Here is a 20,637-nt window from a genome sequence, read left to right as displayed (position 1 = left end):
GGCCGCGGCGGGCGTTCACCGGTCGCCGGGCCCGGTCCGGCGTTCCGCGCGGCCGGAGCGGCTGCGGAGCCACAGCGGCAGGACGTACCAGCACAGGGCGAACCAGAGCACCACCGTGCCGGCGAGCAACTCGGCGAGCAGGCTCTCCACCGCCACGTGCAGGATGAGCAGCAGCGTGCAGCCGATGGTGACGGCGAGCAGCACCATGCCGCACATCACCAGACGGCCGGCCACCGCCACCACGTCGTCCTTCATCCGCTGGCCGGACAGGAACCGGTGGATGGACACCGGCGCTATCAGCGCGCCGGTGGCCGACGCCCCGAGGACCACCGTCATCACGTACACGGTGCGGTCGAACGTCCCCAGGTCCCGGAAGCCCGGTGTGAAGGCCACACTGAGCAGGAACCCGAAGAGGATCTGCACACCGGTCTGCGCGACCCGCGTCTCCTGCAGGATCTCGTTCCATCTCCGGTTGACGCGTTCGCGCGCCGTCTCCGGCCGGTCGTCGGCGCCGGGCGGGGCACCCTCCGCCGTGCAGCCGCATCCGTGGCCGTCGGTCCGCGGGCCGTCCGTGTGCTGGGTGACGGTCATGACACTCCTCCCGAATGGTTGATCCCGCGACTGCCCGGTGGGGGGCGGTCCATGCCGGGGCCCGTCGCCCGCTCCGTGGCTTCCGGCACCGGGTCCGGCGAGGTGACGTACCGTCAGGCACGCGCTGGACGGCTGTCGGCGGCACCCGGCGGGACGGCCGCGGCCCACCGCTGCCGCGAGAGCCGCGGAGCGGGGCCGGACCGGAGCCCGGGCGGAGTGCCGCACGCCCCGGGGGGCGTGCCGGAGCGGCCGGCGGGGATGCGAGGATGGTTGGCATGGACATCCGGCGCAGGAACAACGTCACGGTCACCGGTGCCCCGGACGGGCGGCCGGTGCTGCTCGCCCACGGCTTCGGCTGTGACCAGAACATGTGGCGGCTGACGGTTCCCGCGCTCGCCGGGACCCATCGGGTGGTGCTGTTCGACTACGTGGGGTCCGGCCGCTCCGACCCGGCGGCGTTCGACGAGCGGCGCTACGCCTCCCTGGACGGTTACGCCCAGGACGTGGTGGAGGTGTGCGAGGCCCTCGACCTGCGCGACGCGGTGTTCGTGGGGCACTCGGTGAGCGCCATGGTCGGGGTGCTGGCCGCCCGGCTGGTCCCGGAGCGCATCGGTGCCCTGGCGATGGTCGCCCCCTCCCCCTGCTACCTCGACGACGAGGGGTACCGCGGCGGGTTCAGCCGCGCGGACATCGAGGAGCTGCTGGCCGCGCTGGAGTCGAACTACCTGGGATGGTCGGCCGAGATGGCCCCGGCGATCATGGCGAACCCGGAGCGGCCCGAGCTCGGCGAGGAACTGACCAACAGCTTCTGCGCCACCGACCCGGACATGGCCCGCGTCTTCGCCCGCACCACCTTCCTGTCCGACTCCCGCGACGATCTCGAGACGGTTCGGGTGCCCACCCTCGTGCTGGAGTGCACACAGGACATGATCGCGCCGCGGGAGGTCGGCGCCTTCGTCCATGCGCGGATCCCCGGCTCGACGCTGGTCACCCTCGACGCGACCGGCCACTGCCCGCACCTGTCCGCGCCCGAGGCGACCAACCGCGCGCTCACCGACTTCCTCGACGGGCTGCGATGATGTGCCCGGCCCGGCAGGAGCCGGAGCCACCCGGGACGGGGGACGGGAGCACCGCGGACGCCGCGTTCGCGGCCCTGCTCGAGGACAGCGCCGAGGAGCTCTACGAGACCGCCCCGTGCGGGTACCTCTCCACGCTGATGGACGGTACCGTCGCGAAGATCAACGCCACCCTCGTGGACTGGCTCGGTCTCGACCGGGACGCGGTGGTGGGGCGGATGCGGTTCACCGACCTGCTGACGGTGGGCGGCCGGCTGTACCACGAGACGCACTTCCAGCCGCTGCTGCGCATGCAGGGCCGACTCAGCGGCATCGCGATGGACCTCCGGCACACCGACGGCTCACGGATCCCGGTGCTGGTCTCCTCGTCGCTCAAGTACGGCACCGAGGGCGAGCCGCTGCTGATCCGCACCACCGTCTTCGACGCCCGTGACCGCCGCGCCTACGAGGAGGAACTCCTGCGGCGCCGGCAGGAGGCCGAAGCGGCCCGGCAGCGGGCGGAAGCCGACCGGGCACGGCTGCAGGAGGCGCTCGCGGCGCTCCAGCAGAGCCTGCTGCCCAGCGTGCTGCCCACCGTGCCCGGGCTGGCGGCGGCCTCGTACTACCACACCGCCTCCCCGGACCGGCTCGGCGGCGACTTCTACGACCTGTTCGCCCTGGACGGCAAACACTGGGCCTTCTTCCTCGGCGACGTGAGCGGAAAGGGCCCCCGGGCCGCCGCCCTGACGTCCCTGACCCGGTACACCCTGCGCGCCGCCGCGCTCCACGACCCCGACCCGGTCGCCGCGCTGACCACGTTGAACACCGTGCTCCACGAGCGCTACACCGGCGGCGACCCGCGCTACTGCACCGCCGTGTTCGGCACCCTGGAACCCGGCCCCGAGGACGGCCACGTCACCGTGCGGCTCGCCTCCGGCGGACACCCGCCGGCACTGGTCCTGCGCTCCGGGGGCGGCTGCGAGTTCCTGCCGACCCCCGGTGGCCTGCTCGTCGGCATCCTGCCCGACCCGCACTTCACCACCGCCGGCACCACCCTCGCCCCGGGTGACACCCTGCTGCTGTACACCGACGGCCTCACCGAGGCGCGCACCGGTCCGGACCGCGCCCTGTACGGGGACAAGGCCCTGCGCGCGTTCGCCGCACAGCACACCGGCGCGCCGCCGGAAGCCGTCATCGACGCCCTGACCGGGCTGCTGGACGGCTTCGGTGACGGGCTGGACGACGACACCGCCCTGCTCGCCCTCGGCGTCCCCGCCGCCGACGCCCCGACCGCCGCCCCCGACCCCGCACCGAACAGCTGAGATGAGCCCGCTGAAGATCACCACCCGAGACGCCCCGACCGGTCCCGTACTGGAGGTCGTCGGCGACCTCGACCACACCACCGCCGACGAGTTGCGCGCCCTGGCGGCCGCCGTCCCCCTGGAGCCGGGCCGCCGCCTGGTCCTGGACCTGGAGCGGATGGAGTTCTGCGACTCCAGCGGTATCACCGCCCTGCTGGCCGCACGCCATCGCGCCCTGGCGGCCGGGGCCGAGGTCGCGCTGGCCGCCGTCCCCGCGAACACCCGGCGGATCCTCGGCATCGTCGGTCTCGACCAGGTGTTCCCCCTGTACCCCGACGCGGACACCGCCACCGCCCCCTGACCTCCGGGAACGGTGACGGGGGCGCCGGGCGCGCCGGCCGGTGGCCGCCGCCCCGCCGGTGGGGCCGGTCCGGTGCCCGGCTCACCCGTTCGGTGGGCAGCGGCCGCGGCGCCACGCGGAGCGGGGCGCCGGAATGTGCCTAGGGTGGTGACGTCATGCGCCGGCGGGATACCGCTCACGGCCCGGCCGGTGCGCGCACGGTTCCTGCGGTGGAGTCGCCGGTGATGCACAGCAGCCCCCTGAACGGCCGGCTGGCCGTCGTCACCGGTGCCGCGCGCGGCGTGGGTGCCGCCGTGTCCCGGGAACTGGCGCGGCGCGGCGCCCGGGTGGCGCTGCTCGGCCTGGAGGGCGCACGGCTCACCCGGCTGTCCGAGGAGCTGGGGGACCGGGCGCGGTGCTGGGAGGTGGACGTCACCGACGACGCGGCGATGGCCCGGGTCGCCGGTGCGGTCCGGGACGGGATGGGGGCGCCGTCGGTGGTCGTGGCCAACGCCGGGGTGGCCGAAGGCGGCCCCTTCCTGGCCACCGGCCCCGCGACGTGGCGGCGGGTGGTGGAGGTCAACCTCGTCGGCAGCGCCACGACGGCCCGGGTGTTCCTGCCGGCACTGCTGGACACCCGTGGCTACTTCCTGCAGATCGGCTCGCTGGCGTCGTTCGGCGCCTCCCCCATGATGAGCGCCTACTGCGCCTCGAAGGCCGGGGTGGAGTCCTTCGCGCACGCGCTGCGCGCCGAGTTCGCCCACCAGGGGGTGGGGGTCGGGATCAGCTATCTGAACTGGACCGACACGGACATGATCCGGGACGGCGACGAGCAGCCCGTGCTGCGGGAGCTGCGCGGGCACATGCCGTGGCCGGCCCGGCGGGTCCGGGCCGTGGACGCGGTGGCCGCCCGGCTGGTCACGCAGCTCGAACGGCGGTCGACCGCCGTGTACATCCCGCCCTGGCTCCGTGCCGTTCAGGTGGTGCGGGCCGCACTGCCCGCCGTGGTGGCCCGGGTGGCGGCGCGGGAGCTGCCCCGCCTCGCGGCGGAGGGCGGTCTCCGCGCCACGGGTCTGCTGGGGGCGGGCGGCCGTGCCGCCCGGCTGACCGGCGACCGGGACGGCCCGCGTTAGCTCCGCTGCCGGCCGGGCCGCCGGGGGCGCGGTCCGGGCGCCGGACCGCTCAGCGGGGCGCGGCGGTCCGCCGGTTCAGCCGGCGCCGGTCCGCGCCGCGGTGACCGCCACCGTCGCGTACGACATCGTGAAGCCGCCGCCCAGCGCGTCGATCGCGGCCCCGACGCCGTCCAGCACCTCGGCCCGTTCGTCCGGCGCCAGCCGGGTGAGGGCGCCGAGGGTGGGCATCTGGTCCAGCCACGCGTCCCGGGTGTAGCGCCATGCCCAGTCGTACCGCCACTGCTCCGGCTCGCCGAACAGTCCCGTCTCCCGGATTCCGGCGGCGGCCTTGGTGAACAGCGGCCGGTATCCGTCCATGGCCCGCTCCGCCCCGGCCCCGAGGTCGAACGGGCCGTGCGGCGCAACCCGCCGGTACCCCGCGGCGAATGCCTCCGCCACCTCGGGCGGCAGCTGGAAGACGTTCCAGAACGCCGCCAGCCGGCCACCGGGGCGCAGCACCCGGGCGGCCTTGGCCGCTCCGGCGACCGGGTCGACCCAGTGCCAGGCCTGGCCGGCCACGACGGCGTCGTACCCGCGGCCCGCCGGTTCCCAGGCTTCGAACGCGGCCACCTCGGTCTCGGTCCCGAACCGCCGTGACAGGTCGGCCATCCGCGCGTCGGGGTCCACTCCGAGCACCGTGCAGCCGGCCGCCTGGAACTGCCGGGCCGCGATTCCGGTGCCACAGCCGACGTCGAGGACGCCGCGGCCCGGGCTGCCGGCGACGATCCGGTCCACCAGTGCCGCGGGATAGCGGGGCCGGGCCCGGTCGTAGCGTTCGGCGTCCGTACCGAACGACTCCGCCAACTGCTGGTGGTCGCGGGAGTCACGGGGTGAGCGATGCGCTCGTTCCGGCGGTAGAGTGGGCATGCGCCCACTATTGATGGGCACGTGCCCACTCGTCAACCGGGAGCGGGCTCATCCAGCGAAGGAGGGACTCGCGGTGCCGACGGGAGTAGCCATCCGCGACGCGCGCGCCCAGCTGTTCGACGCCGCCGAGCGCGTCCTGCTGCGGGACGGGCCGAGCGCCCTGACCAGCCGGGCGGTCACCACCGAGGCGGGCTGCGCCAAGGGGGTGCTGCACCGGCACTTCACCGACTTCGACGCCTTCCTCGCCGAACTGGTGCTGGACCGCATCGCCCGGCTCGACGGCCAGGCCGCCGCGCTGCGCGACTCGGCCGGCACCCGCACCGTCGCCGACAACCTCACCGACGCGCTGACCGACCTGTTCGGGCCGGTCGCCGTGGCGATCGTCGGACTCGTCACCTCCCGGGACGAGTTGCGCGCCCGGCTCCGCGGCACCACGCCGACCGGCATCCCGGTGCTGACGGAGGCCGCCGCCGTGATCGCCGGCTACCTCGCCGCCGAGCGCGCGCTGGGCCGGGTCGCGGCCGGTGCCGACGTCGAGGCCCTGGCGCCCGCGCTGATCGGGGCCGGGCACATGCTGTTCGCCGACCGGAAAGGCGTCCCACCGGAGGCCGGAGCCGTACGGAAGGCCGTGACCACGGTGCTCACGGCAGCGGTGTGACGAGGACCGGAGCGGCCCCGCGAGGGGGCGCGCAGGCCCGTTCGCCGGACACGGCGCCCTCCCGCGCGCGGCACCGGCTCCCGCCGCCGGGCGGACCGCCCGGGCCGCCGCTCCGGCGCCGACGGCGGGCCGGCCGCGCACTCCGCCGACCGGGGCTTCCCCGGCCGCGGCGGCACGGCACGCCCGGCGCGGCACGCCCGGCGCGGCGCGCCCGGCGCGGCGCGCCCGGCGCGGCGCGCCGGGACGCCACGCCCCCACCGGACCCCGGGACCGTCGCCGTGCACGCCGGGCCCCGTGCGCGGTCCCGTCACGCCGCGAGTTCGGCCCGGGCAGCCTCGGACAGGTCGGCCGGCTCGACACCCATGACCCGCAGGGCCCGTACGGCCGTGCCCTGCTCCTGACCGGCGACCGCCGCGACGACATGCGCCCCGAGCAGCCGGGACTTCTCGGCCTTGGCCTGCTTGGTGGCCGCCTGGAACGCCTCCTGGGCCGGCGCGGTCGTGCGCATCACCCCGCGCTTGGGCGAGCGGTTGCGGGCCACGTCGGCGTCGAGTGACGCCTCGTCGGCGACGTGCACCCCGACCGCCGCCAGGGCGTCCGCGTGCGCCCGGGCGATCGCCGGGGCGAAGGCGTCGGGGTCGGCTCCCAGCCGCTCGAACGCCCGCCGCGCGGTGCCGTCCGGCAGCGCGAGCGCGGACAGCAGCAGGTGCTCCGGGCCGGGCAGGGACTCCCCCGCCCGCAGCGCCAGGTCCTCGGCCGTGTTCAGCAGCGCGTTCATCGTGGCGACGTCCTGCAGGGGACGGGACAGTCTCATGACTTCTCCTTGTCGTGTGCCACGGCACGGGCGTGCCGCTGGTGTGCCGCCTGCCGGGTGATGCCCAGCGCCTGGGCGATCTGCCCCCAGCTCCACCCCTGCCCGACGGCGCGGGCGACGGCCGCCCGTTCCAGGCGGTCCGCGAGCCGCCGGAGCGCCACCACCGAGGCGAGCGCGGCGGCAGGGTCGTCCTGAGGGGGGACTTCAACCGGTCCACTCATGCGTCAAAAATAATTGACACTCCGCCAAGCGTCAATGAAAAAGGCCAGTTGGACGGGATGCGGCGGCCATCACGAGCGACTGTGTCAAGCATCGTTTACGCATCCGTCGGTGGTTCTCGAGGCGCTCACGCCGTCTCACCGATCTGGCTTCCGGTCGGCTCCGCAACGGTGACGGGCCGTACGTCTTCAACGCCGAAGGACCTGATCACCGAACAGGCCGACGGGGGCGTCGCCCGGTACGTCGTCCTCGGCGCCGGCCTGGACAGCTTCGCCGTCCGAGATGCCGGCACTGGCCCGCCGGGCCGGCTTCCGGGCGTCCGGCATGTGTCCGGGGGCTCGCTCGCCGAGCGCTACGTCGCCGGCCGCGCCGACGGCCTCCGCCCGTCCCGGGGAGAGGACCTGCCGGCCACCACCTGACCCGGGGCACCGCCGCGCCGGGGCGCCTCGGTCACGCGGTGCCGGGCGGCCGCGGCCCCGGGACGTGCGGCGAGGTGCCCGTTCTGCCTGACCGGAGCGCCCCGGCGCCCTGCCGCCCGCTGCGAGACCACGCCGCGGGTGGCAGGGCGCCGGGGTGCCGGTGGTCCGGTGGGCACCGGGCCGCTCCGGTCAGCCGGACGGCTCGTCCGGGACCGGCTGCTCCGGGTGCACGCTGCCGGAGCGCGGCGCACCGCGCGGGCCGGCACCCGCCTGGTCGACATCGGGGGCCTCCTCGGGAGGGAGATCGTCCGTATCCCCGTCCCCGGTCCGCGGCGGGTCCCACGGGTCCGGTTCGTCCGACGCCTGCTGGTCCGGCCGGTCCCTCGGGACGGGAGCGGCGTCTTCCCGGCGCTCGGCCATGTTCGTCACACCTCCATGTCGTCGGATCACGTCGTGGCTGCGCGAGTACCCGCATCGACGTCCTCGATACTTCCCGCTCGCCACGGCCGGGAACGCGCGCCGCAGGTCGGTGGCGGCGGGATCCGGCGGCACGCTCAGAAGCGGATTTCCTCGGCCCCGCACACCTGGGCGTCCATGTTGCGGCGCATCAGGCGCAGCGCGGCGTCGGCCAGGTCGGAGTGGATGTGCGCGACGGCGTCCCGGGCGACGGCGACCCGCAGATGACGGATGTGCGCGTCCAGGGCGGAGTAGAGCACGCACTGCTCCGTCACCTGGCCGCAGAGGACGATCCGGCCGACGCCCAGCTGGGCGAGCAGGTACTCCAGTGGGGTCTGGTAGAAGATCGAGTGCCGCGCCTTGACCACGAACAGCGACCGCTCGTCGGGCCGGACGGGTTCGACCAGCTCGGCGTGGGGTCCGCGCAGCGCGGTCCGGAGGATCTCGTCGTGGTGGGAGCGCCACCGCCCGAAGTTGTCGTTGACGTAGATCACGTGCACGTCCTCCGCGCGTGCCCGGTCGATCAGCGACGTCATCACCGGCAGCGCCCGCCGGACGGACCGGACCAGCAGCTCCGCGTCGTCGTGCTCATAGGTGTTGATCATGTCGATGACCACGAGCGCGGATGTGGTCATGGGCTCCTCCCGTCGCCCCCGGGGACTTCCACCATAGGCCCGGCCCGGACCGCTCGCGCGGGGCGCCCCTCGGCCGGGGGCCCGTCCCGTCCGGCGGCATGGCGCACCGGTCCGGCGTGGCTGCCGCTCTCCCCGGCCGCCCCTCGGCGAAGCTGACGGGGTGGGAATCAGCAGCGAGCACCCGGTCAGCGCCACCCAGGTCTACTCGGCGCTGGTGGCACTCGGCGTCGAGCCGGTCCTCGACCCCGATCTCCGCCCGGCCGGCCCCCTGCCGGAGGACTGCCCCAGCCTGCTCGGCGCTCTGCTGGCCACCGCCGAGCTGGAGACCGCCGCGCTGGGCGGCAGCGGCGAGGGCTTCTCCGAGGAGACCGGCGATGTCATCGTCGGCTGGCTGGAGAAGGTGGGCCCGGGCAACCGCGAGCTGGGACTGGTCGTGCTCTCCGACCGCCTCAAACGCACCGCCCTGCAACTGGCCGAGGGCGCGGACGAAGACGAAGACGAGCAGGAGGACGGGGCGGACGGCGGAGCGGAGGACGGGGACCGGCCATCCGGCCGGTCGGCCGCCACGGCCGCCGTCGTGGCGGCCGCCAACCTGCTCGGCGCGCATCTGCACGCCCGGAGCGGCGACCCGGACGGCGTCCGGCAGGCCCTCAACGAGACCGAGGTGGCCCTGGCCGACCTGCTGGCCGGCATGGCCGCGCTGCGCGCCGGCATCGGCGACGTGGCGGACTGAGGGCCGGGGCGGCGCCATGGAGCATGCCGGGAGCGGGGGCGGGCACCGGACCTGCCGGTCGTGGAGTGGCGACGTTCCCTGATCACCGGGTCTGGGCCTGCCCTGCCCTCATGGCGCCGGCCGGACCCCTGGCGGAACCCTCCGCGGCACTACCGCCACAGCTCCCGGTCCACGACCCCCGGCGCTGCTATCGCCGAAGCGTCGCGGCACCGTCGACCGAGACCTTCTCGGCCCCGATCCGCCGCATGCGTTCGGTGCCCCACTGCCCCAGGGAGGCCAGGGCGGCGTTGAGGGAGACGCCGTGCTCCGTCAGGGAGTACTCGACCTTCGGTGGCACCTGGCGGTACACCTCACGATGCACGAGCCCGTCTTCTTCCATCTCCCGCAGATGCTGAACCAGCATCTTCTCGCTGACGCCCGGCAGACCGCGTCGGAGCTCGGCGAACCGGCGGGTCCCGTAGTGGTGCAGCTCCCAGAGGATCAGCGACTTCCACTTGCCGGCGACCACGTCCATCGCCGCGTCGATGCCGCAGAAGTAGGGACCACGTCGTGCTGATGTCGCCATCGACCCTCTCCAAGACGTACTTACCCACAGGTTAGTACCTGACTAATTAGTCCGTACTGGCCAACCCTACCGGTGGCGGAGAGGATCGAGTCGAACGACGAACACGAGGGGAACCCCGAAAAAATGACAACCGACAACAGGGTCCAGGTGAGCGTTCTCGGGCTGGGCGCGATGGGCAGCGCGCTCGCGGGCGCCCTGCTGAAGGCCGGATACCCGACAACCGTCTGGAACCGCTCACCGGAAAAGGCGGAACACCTCGTCGCGCAGGGCGCGGAGGCGGCCGCCACGGCCCGCGACGCGGTACGGGCCGGCCGAGTGGTGATCGCATGCCTGCTGGACCACGCCTCGGTCCAGGAGGTGCTCGACCCGCTCGCCGACGAGCTGGCCGGACGAACCCTGATCAACGTGACCACGACGACACCGGCCCAGTCCAGGGAGTCGGCCGCCTGGGCCGCCGGTGCCGGGATCGCGTATCTGGACGGCGGCATCATGGCCGTACCGCACATGATCGGCCGGCCCGAGTCGTCGATCCTCTACAGCGGGTCGGCCGAGGTCTTCCACCAGTACCAGCCGCTGCTCGACACCTGGGGAACCAGTACCTACTTCGGTGAGGACGCCGGGCTGGCCTCCCTGTACGACCTCGCCCTGCTCGCGAGCATGTACGTCATGTTCGCCGGGTTCGTGCACGGCGCCGCCATGGTCGCGCCGGCAGGCGTGACGGCGGGCCGGTTCGCGGCGATGGCCGCACCGTGGCTGACCGCCATGACCGGCGGTTTCCATGGGTTCGCCGAGGTCATCGACGGCGGGGACTACACCGTCGAAGGGCAGCAGAGCCTCGAGTTCTCCAACCTCGGCGACCTCCTGGCCGCCAGCTCCGACCAGGGCATCAGCACCGAGGTGGTCGAGATGGTCCAGCGGCTCATCCAGCGCCAGATCGACGCGGGCCACGGAGAGGAGGGATTCGCCCGGATCATCGAGAGCATCAAGCAACCGGGCTGAGCGCGACAGCGGAGTCGACGCGAACGCTTGCGGCCGGTCACCCGCCGGGGTTGAGTGACGGCATGGGGCTGATACTCACGCGCGGCGCAAGGGTGTTCGGGTCGCTGGTGTGCGCCGTCGTAGGGCTCGCCGCGATGGCCTGGATCTGGCGGGATCTCGCGAGGACCGACGCCGAGAGCGTCGGCATCGTGTGGTGGAACTGGATCGGTGTGGCGCAGCCGGCTCCCGAGGGCGCGGTCCTCGGGTCCTCGCTCACCGAACTCACCCTGCTGATCCTGGTCATGGCGCAGAACCCGGTCGTGTGGCGCTCCTCCGCCGCCTCGGGATACCTGGCGGCCGTCGGGGCCATCGTCATCGCCCTGCGGCTGCCCGGTCTGTGGAGCGTCGGCGCGGACTGGACGCCGGGCGCGCCGGAGGAGCTGAGGACCTGGGCGCTCGTCACCGTCTGGGGCGAAGTGCTGCTGGCCGCGGCCCTGTTGATCGTCGTCGCGGCGGGCCGCCGGCCGGTGGACCCCGGGCACGGCTCCGGCGGGCCCCACCCGCGCCCGCTGCTGCCCGCCGACCGGCCGCCGTCCGTGCCGGCGCCCGGCGCGGCGACTGCCGCGGCGCTCTCCCTCGGGGCCCTGGCGGCCCTGTCGGCGGGCTGGGAGCTGTACTGGATGCGGGAGCTGGACGACCAGCTCTACCAGCGGTTGTTCACCGGCGAACACACCCTGCCCACTCTGCTCGCGCCACCCTCCGCCTGGGTCGGGTGGGCGACCGCGGGGCTGGCGCTGACGGCCGCCGTCGCCGCCTGGATCCGCACGGGTTTCGCGCGGCCGCTGGGCATGGCGGTGGCCCTCCTGGTGATCGTGAACGGCGTGGCTGACGTGTCCCGCTACGACGAACTCGGGGTGCTGGAGCGGTTCGGCGAACTGACGACCCGTGACCGGCTCACCGTCCTCACCTCGTTCGCCGAGGTGCTGACCGGCCTGCTGGTGATCGCCGTTCTGGCGCGGCGCGGGATCGCCGCGGTGCCGCCACCGGCTCCGGTGCCGGCCGGCCCGTCTCCCGGTCATCTGCCGGGCGCGGCCCCGGGTGGGTACGGCACCTTCCCGGGCGGCGGCCCGCCGGCACCGGCGGCCCCTCCCCGGCCGGCCGCACCTCCTCCACCGGCCGCGCCGCCCGAGGCGGGCCGGTAGGCGGCGTGCGGCGGGGGCGGCGCCGTGTGGACGTCCGGCGGCGCGCCGCTACCGGCGGCCGGTCCTGTCACCGGCCCGGAGCCGGTACAGCACGCTCGGGCGCAGCGGCCCGTCGGGCACGTCCGGGTCGTCGAAGTCGTCGGCCGGGTCGCGGGTCATGCCGATACGGCGCATCACCGCCTGCGAGCGGAGGTTGGTCGCCGTCGTCACCGCCAGGATCTCCGCCAGGCCGAGGCCGTCGAAGCCGAAGTCCACCGCGGCGCGAGCCGCCTCCGACGCGTATCCGTGTCCCCAGGCCGACCGGGCCAGCCGCCAGCCGGTCTCCACCCCGGTGAACGGCATGCCCTCGTCCACCGGATCGAGTCCGGTGAATCCGATGAACTCGCCGGTGTCCCGGACCTCCACCGCCCACCATCCCCAGCCGCGCCGTTCGAGGTCGGCCTGGAAACGGGCCACGGACGCCTCGCTCTGCTCCCGGGTGAGCACTCCGGGGAAGTGCTCCCGGACCTCCGGGTCGGCGTTCATCGCCGCCCAGGGGGAAAGGTCGGATCTCCGCCACTCGCGGAGCAGAAGGCGCTCGGTACGCAGTTCGGACATCATGCCAACCTAACGGTCGTACGGACGCCGGGCGAGCCGATAAAGTGCCGCGGCGGTGAACGTCCGACATATGCGAACCGGCCACACGGGGGGCATGTCACCACGATCATGGTGGCGATGTCCTTCCTGTGCACGGGGTCCCCCTTCCGCGGCCGCTCCCGGCGCCGCGTGAGCGGCACCGTGCGGGTCCGTCCCCCGGCACCCGCCGCCGCCTCGCCGTGACCACGACGGACTTCCCCCGCTCCGCCGCGGGCCACCGCGGCGCGCACCTCCACCCGCAACCAGCATGGAGTACGCGTTGGAACACAGAACATGTCCGGTACTCGACCCCAAAGGCTCCGATCTCCATGCCGAGGCCGCGCGGCTACGCGCCAACGGCCCGGCCACCCTCGTGCTGCTGCCCGGACGCGTTCCGGCATGGTCGGTGACCAGCTACCACTGGATCAAGAAGCTGGCCCGGGACAGCCGGGTCTCCAGAGACCCGCGCCGGCACTGGCCGGACCTGGACACCGTCCCCCTCGATTCGCCGATGAACGTGTGGATCCGCGGCAACAGCGCGCTGTTCGCCTACGGTGCGGACCACCGCCGCCAACGCGCCCTGCTCGCACCGTCCTTCGCTCCGCAGCGTACGGAGGCGCTGCGGCCGAGGGTGGTGCGCACCGTCGCGCAGCTCATCGAGAAGCTGCGGCGGACACAGCCGGGAGACGTCGTCGACCTGCGTCAGGAGTTCGCCCACGCGATCCCCACCGAAGTGATCTTCGGGTTGTTCGGCGTCCCGGAGGACGTCCGGGCGGAGACCCGCCGCGTCGTCGACACCATGCACCACACCGCCGCGTCCCCGCAGGAGGCCCTGGCCTCGTACACCGAGCTGCGGGCGTCGATCGGCGCCATCATCGACCTCAAACGGAAGAACCCCGGGGAGGACATGACCAGTGACCTGATCGCGGCGCACGACGAAGGCCGGCTCAGCGAGCAGGAGTTGCTGTCCAACCTGATCCTCATGCTGGGCGCCGGCAGCGAGACCACGGTGAACCTGATAGCCAAGGCGATCCACGCGCTGCTGACCGAGCCCGGGCAGCTGCGGCTGCTCCGGGAGGGCCGGGTCGGCTGGACCGACGTGATCGAGGAGACGCTGCGCGGTGAGGGCCCGCTGATGCACATGCCGCTGCGGTACGCCGTCGAGGACATCCCGCTCACCGATGACCTGGTCATCCGCAAGGGAGAGGCGATCCTGCTCGGCTTCGGCGCGGCCGGCCGCGACCCGGCCGTGCACGGTGAGACCTGCGACGACTTCGACGCGACCCGCACCAGCAAGGAGCACCTCGCGTTCGGTTACGGCGCGCACTTCTGCCCGGGGGCCAGCCTGGCCCGGCTGGAGGCGGAGATCGCCCTGCCCGCGCTCTTCGACGCCTTCCCCGACATGGCGCTGGCCGTCCCGGCCGGGGAGCTGCGGCCCCAGGAGTCGTTCATCACCAACGGCCACCGGGCCCTGCCGGTGCGCCTGCGGGGTGGTGCCGGCGCCCCCGGCTGAGGCGCACCGGCCGCTCGGCCGGGCCGGCTCGGCCTGCCGCCGGGGAGGCGCGGGGACCGTCCCCGGCACCGCGTCCCCGGCGGCTCTCTCCGGGCGGGTCCGGACCCGGCGGGCCGGCCGCCCGGGGTAGCCGTGGAGCGGCGGCACGGCCGCTCCACGGGGGCCGGTGGGCCGTGGACCGGTAGCCCAGCGCTCCACGGGCTACCGGTCGTCGTCCGCCAGGCCGGCCAGCCGCGTCCACAGCTCGCGGACGGGGTCCGGCACGGTGTCCCCCAGTCGCGGCAGCAGGCGCTCCACCGGGCCGGTGAACGCCGGGCCGAGGGCCGCCACGGCGACCGCTGCGGTGACCCCCGCCCAGGCCACCGGGCCCAGTGGGGCGCAGCCGAAGAAGTGGCTGACCCCGGGGGTCTGCACCAGGGCGACCAGGGCCACCGCGGAACCCACCGCGGTGGTGAGCACCAGGGGACTGCGCCGCCGCCCGGCCAGGGTCTGGACGAGCTGGGCACCGACCAGCCCGCACAGCGCCATGGTGCTGGTCCGGCGCCGGGTGCCGGGGGTGAGCGTGCCGAACAGCCAGGCGGTGCCGGCGCCGAGCGAGGTGGTGACGCCGCGCCGGCGGATCTTCCGGGTCAGCGGTTCGCCGAGCGCGTCGATCCCCTGCCGGAGGGCGGCCGGCCGGTCCGGCGCCCCGGGCTCCGGGTCGTCCTGGGGCGTGACCGCCACCGCCATGGCCGGGAACATGTCGGTGAGCAGGTTGACCAGCAGCATCTGCCGGGTGGACAGCGGCGAGGCACCGGACAGCAGCGTGCCGAGCACGGTGAAGCCCACTTCGCCGGCGTTGCCGCCGATCAGGATGCCGATCGCGTCGGCCACACTGCGCCACAGCGCCCGGCCCTCCTCCACCGCGGCCACCAGCGGGGTCAGTTCGTCGTCGGTCAGCACCAGGTCGGCGGCGTTGCGGGCGGCCGCCGAGCCGCGGGCGGCGATCCCGATCCCGACGTCGGCGGCGCGGATGGCCGCCGCGTCGTTGGCGCCGTCGCCCACCATCGCCACCACGCGCCCGGCCTCCTTCAGCGCCTCGACGACCTGGAGCTTCTGCTCCGGGGCCACCCGGGCGATGACGCCGCAGTCGGCCAGCAGCCGGGCGCGGCCCGCCCGGTCCAGGGCGGCGAGTTCCTCCCCGGTGACCGCGGTGACGTCCTCCGGCCAGCCCAGGGTGACCGCGATGGCCCGGGCGGTGTGCGGGTGGTCGCCGGTGAGCATGACGGGCCGCACCCCGGCCCGGAGCAGATCCGCCACCAGAGGCGCGGAACCGGCGCGCGGAGTGTCGGCCAGTGCCACGAATCCGAGCAGCTCCATGGCGCGGAGCGGCTGTTCCAGAGCGTCCCCGGCCTCGTCGGGCGCCAGTCGCCGCCGGGCGACGGCGAGGATCCGCAGCCCCTCGTCCGCCAGGGCCCGCACCTCCTCGGGCACTTCCCCGGAGTCGTCGTCGGCCTTGCCGCAGCCGGGCAGCACCACCTCCGGCGCTCCTTTGACGACCAGCCAGGCGGTGTCGTCGGCGTCCCGGCCGACCGCGCCGGCGTAGGCGCGGCTGGCCTCGAACGGCAGCGCGTCGATCCGGTGCCACTCCGGGTCCTCCCCGGGCGCCGCCCGCAGCACGGCGGCGTCGGTGGCGTGCGCCGGGGCGGTGTCGTCACCAGGCGGCGGACAGGCCAGCACCGCCCAGCGCAGCAGCCGCCGCGAGCCGTCGGTGTCCGCGGGCTCCGCGGCCCCGTCCGCGGTGACCGTCCGGGAGACGTGCAGCCGGTTCTCGGTGAGGGTGCCGGTCTTGTCGAAGCAGATGGTGTCCATACGGCCCAGTGCCTCCAGGGCACGGGGGGTGCGGACCAGCACGCCCCGCCGGCTGAGGCGCCGGGCCGCCGCCATCTGCGCCACGGTCGCCACCAGCGGCAGTCCCTCCGGTACCGCCGCGACCGCGACGGCCACCCCGCCGCCGACCGCCTCGCGTACCGGCCGGCCGCGCAGCAGGGCCAGTACGGTGACCGCGGCGCCGCCGGTCAGGGTCAACGGCAGCACCTTGCGGGTGAGTTCGTGCAGGCGCGCCTGCACGCCACCGGCGGGCCGGCTGTGCGAGGCCAGGTGCGCGGCCCGGCCCGCCTCGGTCTGCTCCCCGGTGCCGACCACCACCGCCCTGGCCCGGCCGGCGACCACGGTCGTGCCCTCGAACACCATGCACAGCCGCTCGGCCACCGCCGCCCGCGGGGTGGCGTCGGTCTGTTTGGTGACCGGCAACGACTCGCCGGTCAGGGCCGATTCGTCCACCTCCAGCCCCTCCACCTCCGTCAGCCGCGCGTCGGCGGGCACCACGTCGCCGGTGCGCAGCTCGATGGTCTCGCCGGGTGCCAGCCGGGCCGCCTCCACCGTGACCGGGCTGCCGTCGCCGTCCTCGCCGACCCGGCGCGCCTTGCGCCGCTGGCCGGCCGCGAGCGAGGTCAGCGCGTGTTCCGCGCGCAGCCGCTGGACGCCGCCGACGAAGGCGTTGACCCCCATGGCGCCGGCCACCAGCAGAGCGTCCACCGGCGCCCCCAGTACCGCGGAGGCGGCCGCCCCGACGGCCAGCAGCGGGGTGAGCGGGTCGTCCAGTTCGGCCCGGACCGCGGAGACCAGCCGGCCCGACAGCCGGGCCGGCGCGAGCACCGGCAGCCGCAGCAGGTGTCCGGCCCAGGCGTGCGCGGTGCCGCGCACGGCGGACCACCCGCCGGGGTCCCGGCGGGCCGTGCCGGCCAGGCGGGCGCGGGCCTCCCCGGGCCGCAGCGCGTGCCAGGACACCCGGGGCCGGGGCGTGGGCGCGGGGGCGGCGGCGACCCGCCGGGCCGCCCGCCATCCGGACACCAGTGCCGCCGCCGCGGCCGCGTTGACCGGGCTGAGCCGGGGGCCGAAGGAGAACGGGCCGCGCCGCGGCCGCGTGCTGCCGGTCATCACCATCAGTCCGCCCAGCGCCGTGCCCGCCTGGGCGAAGGTCCGGGCCTGCCGGCCGACGTCCCGGGCCACCGGGACCGCGGTCAGCAGCCGCCACACGCCCTCCAGGCCGTCCAGCACCAGTGCGTCGGCGCCCCAGACCACCGCGCTGCGGGCGTCGGTCACGGCGAGGGCCACATCGCCGGCCCGCAGCCCGGCCAGCAGCGCGCGCCCGTCCTCGTCCAGTCCCCGGTCCGGCGGTTCCGCCACCGGGACCCGGGCCACCGTCAGCACCACCCGCCCCTGCCCGCGCAGGTCCCGGACCACGTCCGCGAGCGCCCGGTCGGCGGGGACGACCTCGTCCGCCACCGCGGTGAAGTCGCCCAGTGAGGGGTCGTCCGGCAGCACCACGTGGAGTCCGGCCGCGCGTGCGGCGTCCAGCAGCGCGTCGGCCAGTGGATCGGGTTCCCAGCCGACCAGGACGGTGCCGACGTCCTCGCCCCGGTGCGCGGCGATCATCAGGCCCACGGGGCCGGGACGCCCGCCGGTGCCGCGCTCGTCGGGCACCGGGCGCAGCCGCAGTTCCGGCTCCGCCGCCGGATCGGGGGCGGAGTCCCGGCCGACGTCCGGCCCGGCCGGTGCCGCGGGCGCGCGCAGCGCCGCCCGGGCGGCGTGCCACAGCCGGTCGTGGTCCCAGGCCGGCACGTTCGGGTGGACCTCCAGAACGGCCCGTCTGCTGCCGCGCAGCGCGTCGGCGTGCAGCACCAGGGCGTCCACCCGCTCCAGTTGCCGCAGCCGCTCGAGGTCGCGGACCAGCACGCCGTGCCGGGCCAGCACCGTGCCCAGGGCCGCGGTGAAGGCGGCCGGGCCGTACCGCGCGGCCTTCGGCGACCCGGCGAGCACCGCCTCGGCCGCCTCATCGGTGCTGCGGGTGAACAGCAGGGTGGCGGCGGCACCCACCGCGCTCCCGGTCACCGCCTGGTCGGCGTACTCCTGTCCCGCGGTGCGGGCGATCCCCGGGCGCGAGATCCGCTCCCCCGACACCGAGACCCGGTCCGGCGCGCAGAGCCGGTCGTGGGCCGCGTCGAACGCCGCGCCGCGGGCCAGCGCCTCCGTCAGCTGTCCGGCGCGCAGCGCGGCGTCCAGCACCAGGGCGGTGGGCGACTGGCCGAAGCCGTGGGCGGCGGCGTTGGCGGCGGCCAGCAGGACCTCCGTCCCGGATGCGCCCAGCCGGCGCCGCAGCGCCGCCCGGATCCGGGAGTCCTCCCGCAGCAGGGTCACCGCGGCGGTCACCGGCCGGGGGGAACTCCGCAGGCCCGCCGTCCGCGCGGTCAGCGCGGTGGCGATGCCCGCGGCGTCGCAGGCCAGCGCCAGCGCCTGGGCCCGTACGCCACCGGTGCCGCCCGGGTGGGCCCGCTCCAGCACCTGCTCGTCCGGGCGCTCCAGCCCGTGGCGGGCGGCCAGTTGCGTCACCCGGCGGGTCACCTCGTCGGTGACCGCCTCCTCGGTGACCCGCAGCACCAGCCGGGCCAGCCCGCCGTCCCAGTAGGCGCTCACCACCTCCGGGTTGTCCCGGAGCGTCCTGGCCACCCGCCGCGCCGCGGCCTCCAGCCCGGTCCGGCCGCCGGCCGAGCCGTCCGCCGCGGGCCGCAGCGGCACGTGCACCCGGGAACCGGTCCGCCAGGTGCCCGGCGTCGCCGCGTTGCGCGCCACCCGTCCGGTCCGTGCCGCGGCGGCCGACACCCCGGCCGTGGTACGCAGCCCGGCCTGGGCGGCCTCCACCACCAGCCGGCCCGCGACGCCGACCGACGGGGCCACCCACCCCGCCGACCGGCCGGGCGGGGCCGCCGGCGAACCGGTTCCGGTCCCGGACAGGCGTGTCAGCAAGCGCAGCACCATGCTCCAACCTTCGGCAGACGAATCATGCGGACTCCCGCCGCCGGGGCGGGCGGCAGGACGGCCGTCTACCCCGGGCCCCACCTGCCGATGCGCGACCGGCGAGCGGCCGTGCGGTGGCGCCGGGGCCGGCTGCGGGCGGCCGGACCGGCGGAACTCACCCGGTGGTGGGGGGGGGGGGGGGGGGCGGCCCGCGCGGGGGGGGGGGGGGGGGGGGGGGGGGGGGGGGGGGGCGCCCCCCCCCCCCGGCCCCCCGCCGGGGCCGCCGCCCCCCCCCCCCCCCCGGGCGCCCCCCCCCCCCCCACCACCGGGTGCCGGGGGTCAGTGCCCCGAGCCGTAGTACCCGCCCAGCTGGTCGCGGTAGGCCGGGTCGCCGAGGTGCTTGTCCTTGTCGAACTCCGGCGAAGCCTTGATCTCGTCCTTCGTTCGGGCGACGTGGATCTTCCGTTCCTGGTGGTCGACGCTGGTGAGGGTGCCGGCCGGCAGCAGGACCTCCTTTCCGAAGATCCACACACCGGTGTCGACGACGATGTACTGCCAGCCCACTTCGTTCGAGTGCTTGTCGACCTTCCCGATGTGGCCGTCCGTCGCCTCGACCCGGTAACCCGTCAGGTCGTCGTCCGGACCGTGTCCACTGGTCGGGACGTAGGACCACATGTACTCGTACTCACTCACGGAACTCCTCCAGACAGCGTAGGGATGTCGCGAGGGAAGGGGATGCGTGCGGGTGGCGGCGTCTCCCTCGGTCCTGCCGATCACCCGGTGCCCGCACGCCCCGGTCCTCTCGGGGCCGCGCCGACCGGTCGGGGCCCTTCCCGGCCCTTCTCCCGGGCCGGCCGGTCGGCCGGTCGTCGGCCGGCGAGAGCCGGAGCCCGCGGGCTCCGCCCTCCGCCGCTTTCCGCCCGATGGGCGATACCGGAAGGGGTACGCCCGGGAAACGGGAGGCGCGGCGGCGGGATGGGTGAATGACCCGCACCGTGCGCCCTACCCGCCACGGAAAGCACCATGCGTCCGGCGCCCCGGGGTGAATTGCCTCCCCTTTTCTCCGCGGGGGTCCGCCGAATTTCACGGTGGGGGTTTGCCGAGGAAGATCGCGGTCACCCGGAAGTACACACCCGCAGACGACTTCGGAAAGGGAGAGACATGGCTGCCGAGAAGAAGACCCAGGCGAAGGTGGAGCAGGCCAAGGGCACGGCGAAGGAGACCGCGGGGCGGGCCGTCGGCAACGAGCGCCTCACCGCGGACGGCCGTGCCGAACGCGCCAAGGGGGACATGCGGGAGGCGAAGGAGAAGGCCAAGGACGCCTTCCGCCGCTGAGCCCGGCCCCGCCGGACGGAAAAGGCCCCGCATCGCCCGAACCGGGTGCGGGGCCTTCCGCTCGCCCGGCCGGAAGGCCCGCCGGTGATTCTCCGGAAAACCGGCGCGGCACGACGGAGATCACCCCGGTCACGGCGCCGGCCACGGGGTCGGGCGGTATTCCGCGGAACTCCGTCGGTGGCGGGCGGTCGTCCGTTCCGCGTTCCGTCCGGAGCCGTCGGCGGCTTCGGACGGCCCCCTTCCCCAGGGGCTCCTCCGGAATGCGATTCTCGTAATCGCGGAAAGGAAGGAGGAAGCCCGGACGAACCGGAACACCCTCGCGGTGGGGGACGT

At 75.2% G+C, this 20,637-nt stretch carries 21 protein-coding genes; 11 read left to right on the top strand and 10 right to left on the bottom strand.

Features of this window, described 5'->3' with window-relative positions; genetic code table 11:
* Positions 1 to 15: 15 nt before the first annotated feature.
* Complete coding sequence (locus ACH4B3_RS29475; RefSeq protein ID WP_398467927.1) at positions 16 to 591, bottom strand: DUF6328 family protein; 576 nt, start codon at positions 589 to 591, stop codon at positions 16 to 18.
* A 275-nt stretch (positions 592 to 866) separates the two neighbouring features.
* Here ACH4B3_RS29475 and ACH4B3_RS29470 point away from each other — a divergent pair, with 275 nt between their 5' ends.
* From ACH4B3_RS29470 to ACH4B3_RS29455, 4 genes are all read left to right on the top strand, one after another.
* Positions 867 to 1,670, top strand: a complete 804-nt coding sequence (locus ACH4B3_RS29470; protein ID WP_398467925.1) for an alpha/beta fold hydrolase — start codon at positions 867 to 869, stop codon at positions 1,668 to 1,670.
* Entirely contained in the window at positions 1,667 to 2,968 is a 1,302-nt protein-coding gene (locus tag ACH4B3_RS29465) for a PP2C family protein-serine/threonine phosphatase (RefSeq protein WP_398467923.1), read from the top strand. The genes ACH4B3_RS29470 and ACH4B3_RS29465 overlap by 4 nt, the downstream gene beginning before the upstream one ends.
* Position 2,969: 1 nt before the next feature.
* Entirely contained in the window at positions 2,970 to 3,308 is a 339-nt protein-coding gene (locus ACH4B3_RS29460; RefSeq protein ID WP_398467921.1) for an STAS domain-containing protein, read from the top strand.
* Positions 3,309 to 3,532: 224 nt separating this feature from the next.
* On the top strand, positions 3,533 to 4,420 hold the full coding sequence (locus tag ACH4B3_RS29455) for an SDR family oxidoreductase (protein ID WP_398467919.1): 888 nt from the start codon (positions 3,533 to 3,535) through the stop codon (positions 4,418 to 4,420).
* A gap of 75 nt (positions 4,421 to 4,495) precedes the next feature.
* On the opposite strand, the gene ACH4B3_RS29450 is transcribed toward ACH4B3_RS29455, so the two are convergent.
* Positions 4,496 to 5,326 (bottom strand): class I SAM-dependent methyltransferase, encoded by an 831-nt coding sequence (locus ACH4B3_RS29450; protein WP_398467917.1) that lies wholly within the window; start codon positions 5,324 to 5,326, stop codon positions 4,496 to 4,498.
* A 73-nt stretch (positions 5,327 to 5,399) separates the two neighbouring features.
* Here ACH4B3_RS29450 and ACH4B3_RS29445 point away from each other — a divergent pair, with 73 nt between their 5' ends.
* Positions 5,400 to 5,984 carry a TetR/AcrR family transcriptional regulator gene (locus ACH4B3_RS29445; protein ID WP_398467915.1) on the top strand — a complete coding sequence of 195 codons (585 nt, stop codon included), beginning with the start codon at positions 5,400 to 5,402 and terminating at the stop codon, positions 5,982 to 5,984.
* A 307-nt stretch (positions 5,985 to 6,291) separates the two neighbouring features.
* Here ACH4B3_RS29445 and ACH4B3_RS29440 read toward each other — a convergent pair whose 3' ends face one another.
* The gene (locus ACH4B3_RS29440) at positions 6,292 to 6,798 is read right to left on the bottom strand and encodes a Clp protease N-terminal domain-containing protein (RefSeq protein WP_398467913.1); all 507 of its coding nucleotides are present in this window, start codon (positions 6,796 to 6,798) and stop codon (positions 6,292 to 6,294) included.
* Positions 6,795 to 7,019, bottom strand: a complete 225-nt coding sequence (locus ACH4B3_RS29435) for a helix-turn-helix domain-containing protein (RefSeq protein WP_398467911.1) — start codon at positions 7,017 to 7,019, stop codon at positions 6,795 to 6,797. The genes ACH4B3_RS29440 and ACH4B3_RS29435 overlap by 4 nt, the downstream gene beginning before the upstream one ends.
* 168 nt (positions 7,020 to 7,187) lie before the next feature.
* On the opposite strand from ACH4B3_RS29435, the gene ACH4B3_RS29430 reads away from it, so the two are divergent.
* A complete protein-coding gene (locus ACH4B3_RS29430; protein ID WP_398467909.1) occupies positions 7,188 to 7,436 on the top strand; it encodes a class I SAM-dependent methyltransferase in 249 nt (82 codons plus the stop codon).
* A 189-nt stretch (positions 7,437 to 7,625) separates the two neighbouring features.
* Here the strand turns inward: ACH4B3_RS29430 and ACH4B3_RS29425 are convergent, their stop codons facing one another.
* Positions 7,626 to 7,856 carry a hypothetical protein gene (locus tag ACH4B3_RS29425; RefSeq protein WP_398468050.1) on the bottom strand — a complete coding sequence of 77 codons (231 nt, stop codon included), beginning with the start codon at positions 7,854 to 7,856 and terminating at the stop codon, positions 7,626 to 7,628.
* A gap of 134 nt (positions 7,857 to 7,990) precedes the next feature.
* Complete coding sequence (locus ACH4B3_RS29420; RefSeq protein WP_398467907.1) at positions 7,991 to 8,527, bottom strand: cysteine hydrolase family protein; 537 nt, start codon at positions 8,525 to 8,527, stop codon at positions 7,991 to 7,993.
* A gap of 160 nt (positions 8,528 to 8,687) precedes the next feature.
* On the opposite strand from ACH4B3_RS29420, the gene ACH4B3_RS29415 reads away from it, so the two are divergent.
* Positions 8,688 to 9,260: a hypothetical protein gene (locus ACH4B3_RS29415; RefSeq protein ID WP_398467905.1), complete on the top strand. Its 573-nt coding sequence runs from the start codon at positions 8,688 to 8,690 to the stop codon at positions 9,258 to 9,260.
* 187 nt (positions 9,261 to 9,447) lie between these two features.
* Here ACH4B3_RS29415 and ACH4B3_RS29410 read toward each other — a convergent pair whose 3' ends face one another.
* Positions 9,448 to 9,825 (bottom strand): winged helix-turn-helix transcriptional regulator, encoded by a 378-nt coding sequence (locus tag ACH4B3_RS29410; RefSeq protein ID WP_398467903.1) that lies wholly within the window; start codon positions 9,823 to 9,825, stop codon positions 9,448 to 9,450.
* Between the two features lie 123 nt (positions 9,826 to 9,948).
* On the opposite strand from ACH4B3_RS29410, the gene ACH4B3_RS29405 reads away from it, so the two are divergent.
* Complete coding sequence (locus tag ACH4B3_RS29405; RefSeq protein ID WP_398467902.1) at positions 9,949 to 10,824, top strand: NAD(P)-dependent oxidoreductase; 876 nt, start codon at positions 9,949 to 9,951, stop codon at positions 10,822 to 10,824.
* Positions 10,825 to 10,886: 62 nt separating this feature from the next.
* Complete coding sequence (locus ACH4B3_RS29400; RefSeq protein WP_398467900.1) at positions 10,887 to 12,005, top strand: hypothetical protein; 1,119 nt, start codon at positions 10,887 to 10,889, stop codon at positions 12,003 to 12,005.
* A 48-nt stretch (positions 12,006 to 12,053) separates the two neighbouring features.
* Here the strand turns inward: ACH4B3_RS29400 and ACH4B3_RS29395 are convergent, their stop codons facing one another.
* Positions 12,054 to 12,602 carry a GNAT family N-acetyltransferase gene (locus ACH4B3_RS29395; protein ID WP_398467898.1) on the bottom strand — a complete coding sequence of 183 codons (549 nt, stop codon included), beginning with the start codon at positions 12,600 to 12,602 and terminating at the stop codon, positions 12,054 to 12,056.
* Positions 12,603 to 12,900: 298 nt separating this feature from the next.
* Here ACH4B3_RS29395 and ACH4B3_RS29390 point away from each other — a divergent pair, with 298 nt between their 5' ends.
* Positions 12,901 to 14,133: a cytochrome P450 gene (locus tag ACH4B3_RS29390; protein WP_398467896.1), complete on the top strand. Its 1,233-nt coding sequence runs from the start codon at positions 12,901 to 12,903 to the stop codon at positions 14,131 to 14,133.
* 201 nt (positions 14,134 to 14,334) lie between these two features.
* On the opposite strand, the gene ACH4B3_RS29385 is transcribed toward ACH4B3_RS29390, so the two are convergent.
* A complete protein-coding gene (locus ACH4B3_RS29385; protein WP_398467894.1) occupies positions 14,335 to 18,990 on the bottom strand; it encodes a cation-translocating P-type ATPase in 4,656 nt (1,551 codons plus the stop codon).
* 318 nt (positions 18,991 to 19,308) lie between these two features.
* Positions 19,309 to 19,644, bottom strand: coding sequence for a PRC-barrel domain-containing protein (locus ACH4B3_RS29380; protein WP_398468048.1), 336 nt, complete (start codon positions 19,642 to 19,644; stop codon positions 19,309 to 19,311).
* Between the two features lie 486 nt (positions 19,645 to 20,130).
* Between ACH4B3_RS29380 and ACH4B3_RS29375 the strand changes: the two genes are divergently transcribed.
* The gene (locus tag ACH4B3_RS29375; RefSeq protein WP_398467892.1) at positions 20,131 to 20,304 is read left to right on the top strand and encodes a CsbD family protein; all 174 of its coding nucleotides are present in this window, start codon (positions 20,131 to 20,133) and stop codon (positions 20,302 to 20,304) included.
* Positions 20,305 to 20,637: the final 333 nt, after the last annotated feature.

It is taken from the genome of Streptomyces sp. NPDC018031 (assembly GCF_044327625.1).
Taxonomy (GTDB): domain Bacteria; phylum Actinomycetota; class Actinomycetes; order Streptomycetales; family Streptomycetaceae; genus Streptomyces.
The sequence above is the reverse complement of the archived record's forward strand: the minus strand, read 5'-3'. Positions and strand labels throughout refer to the sequence as shown.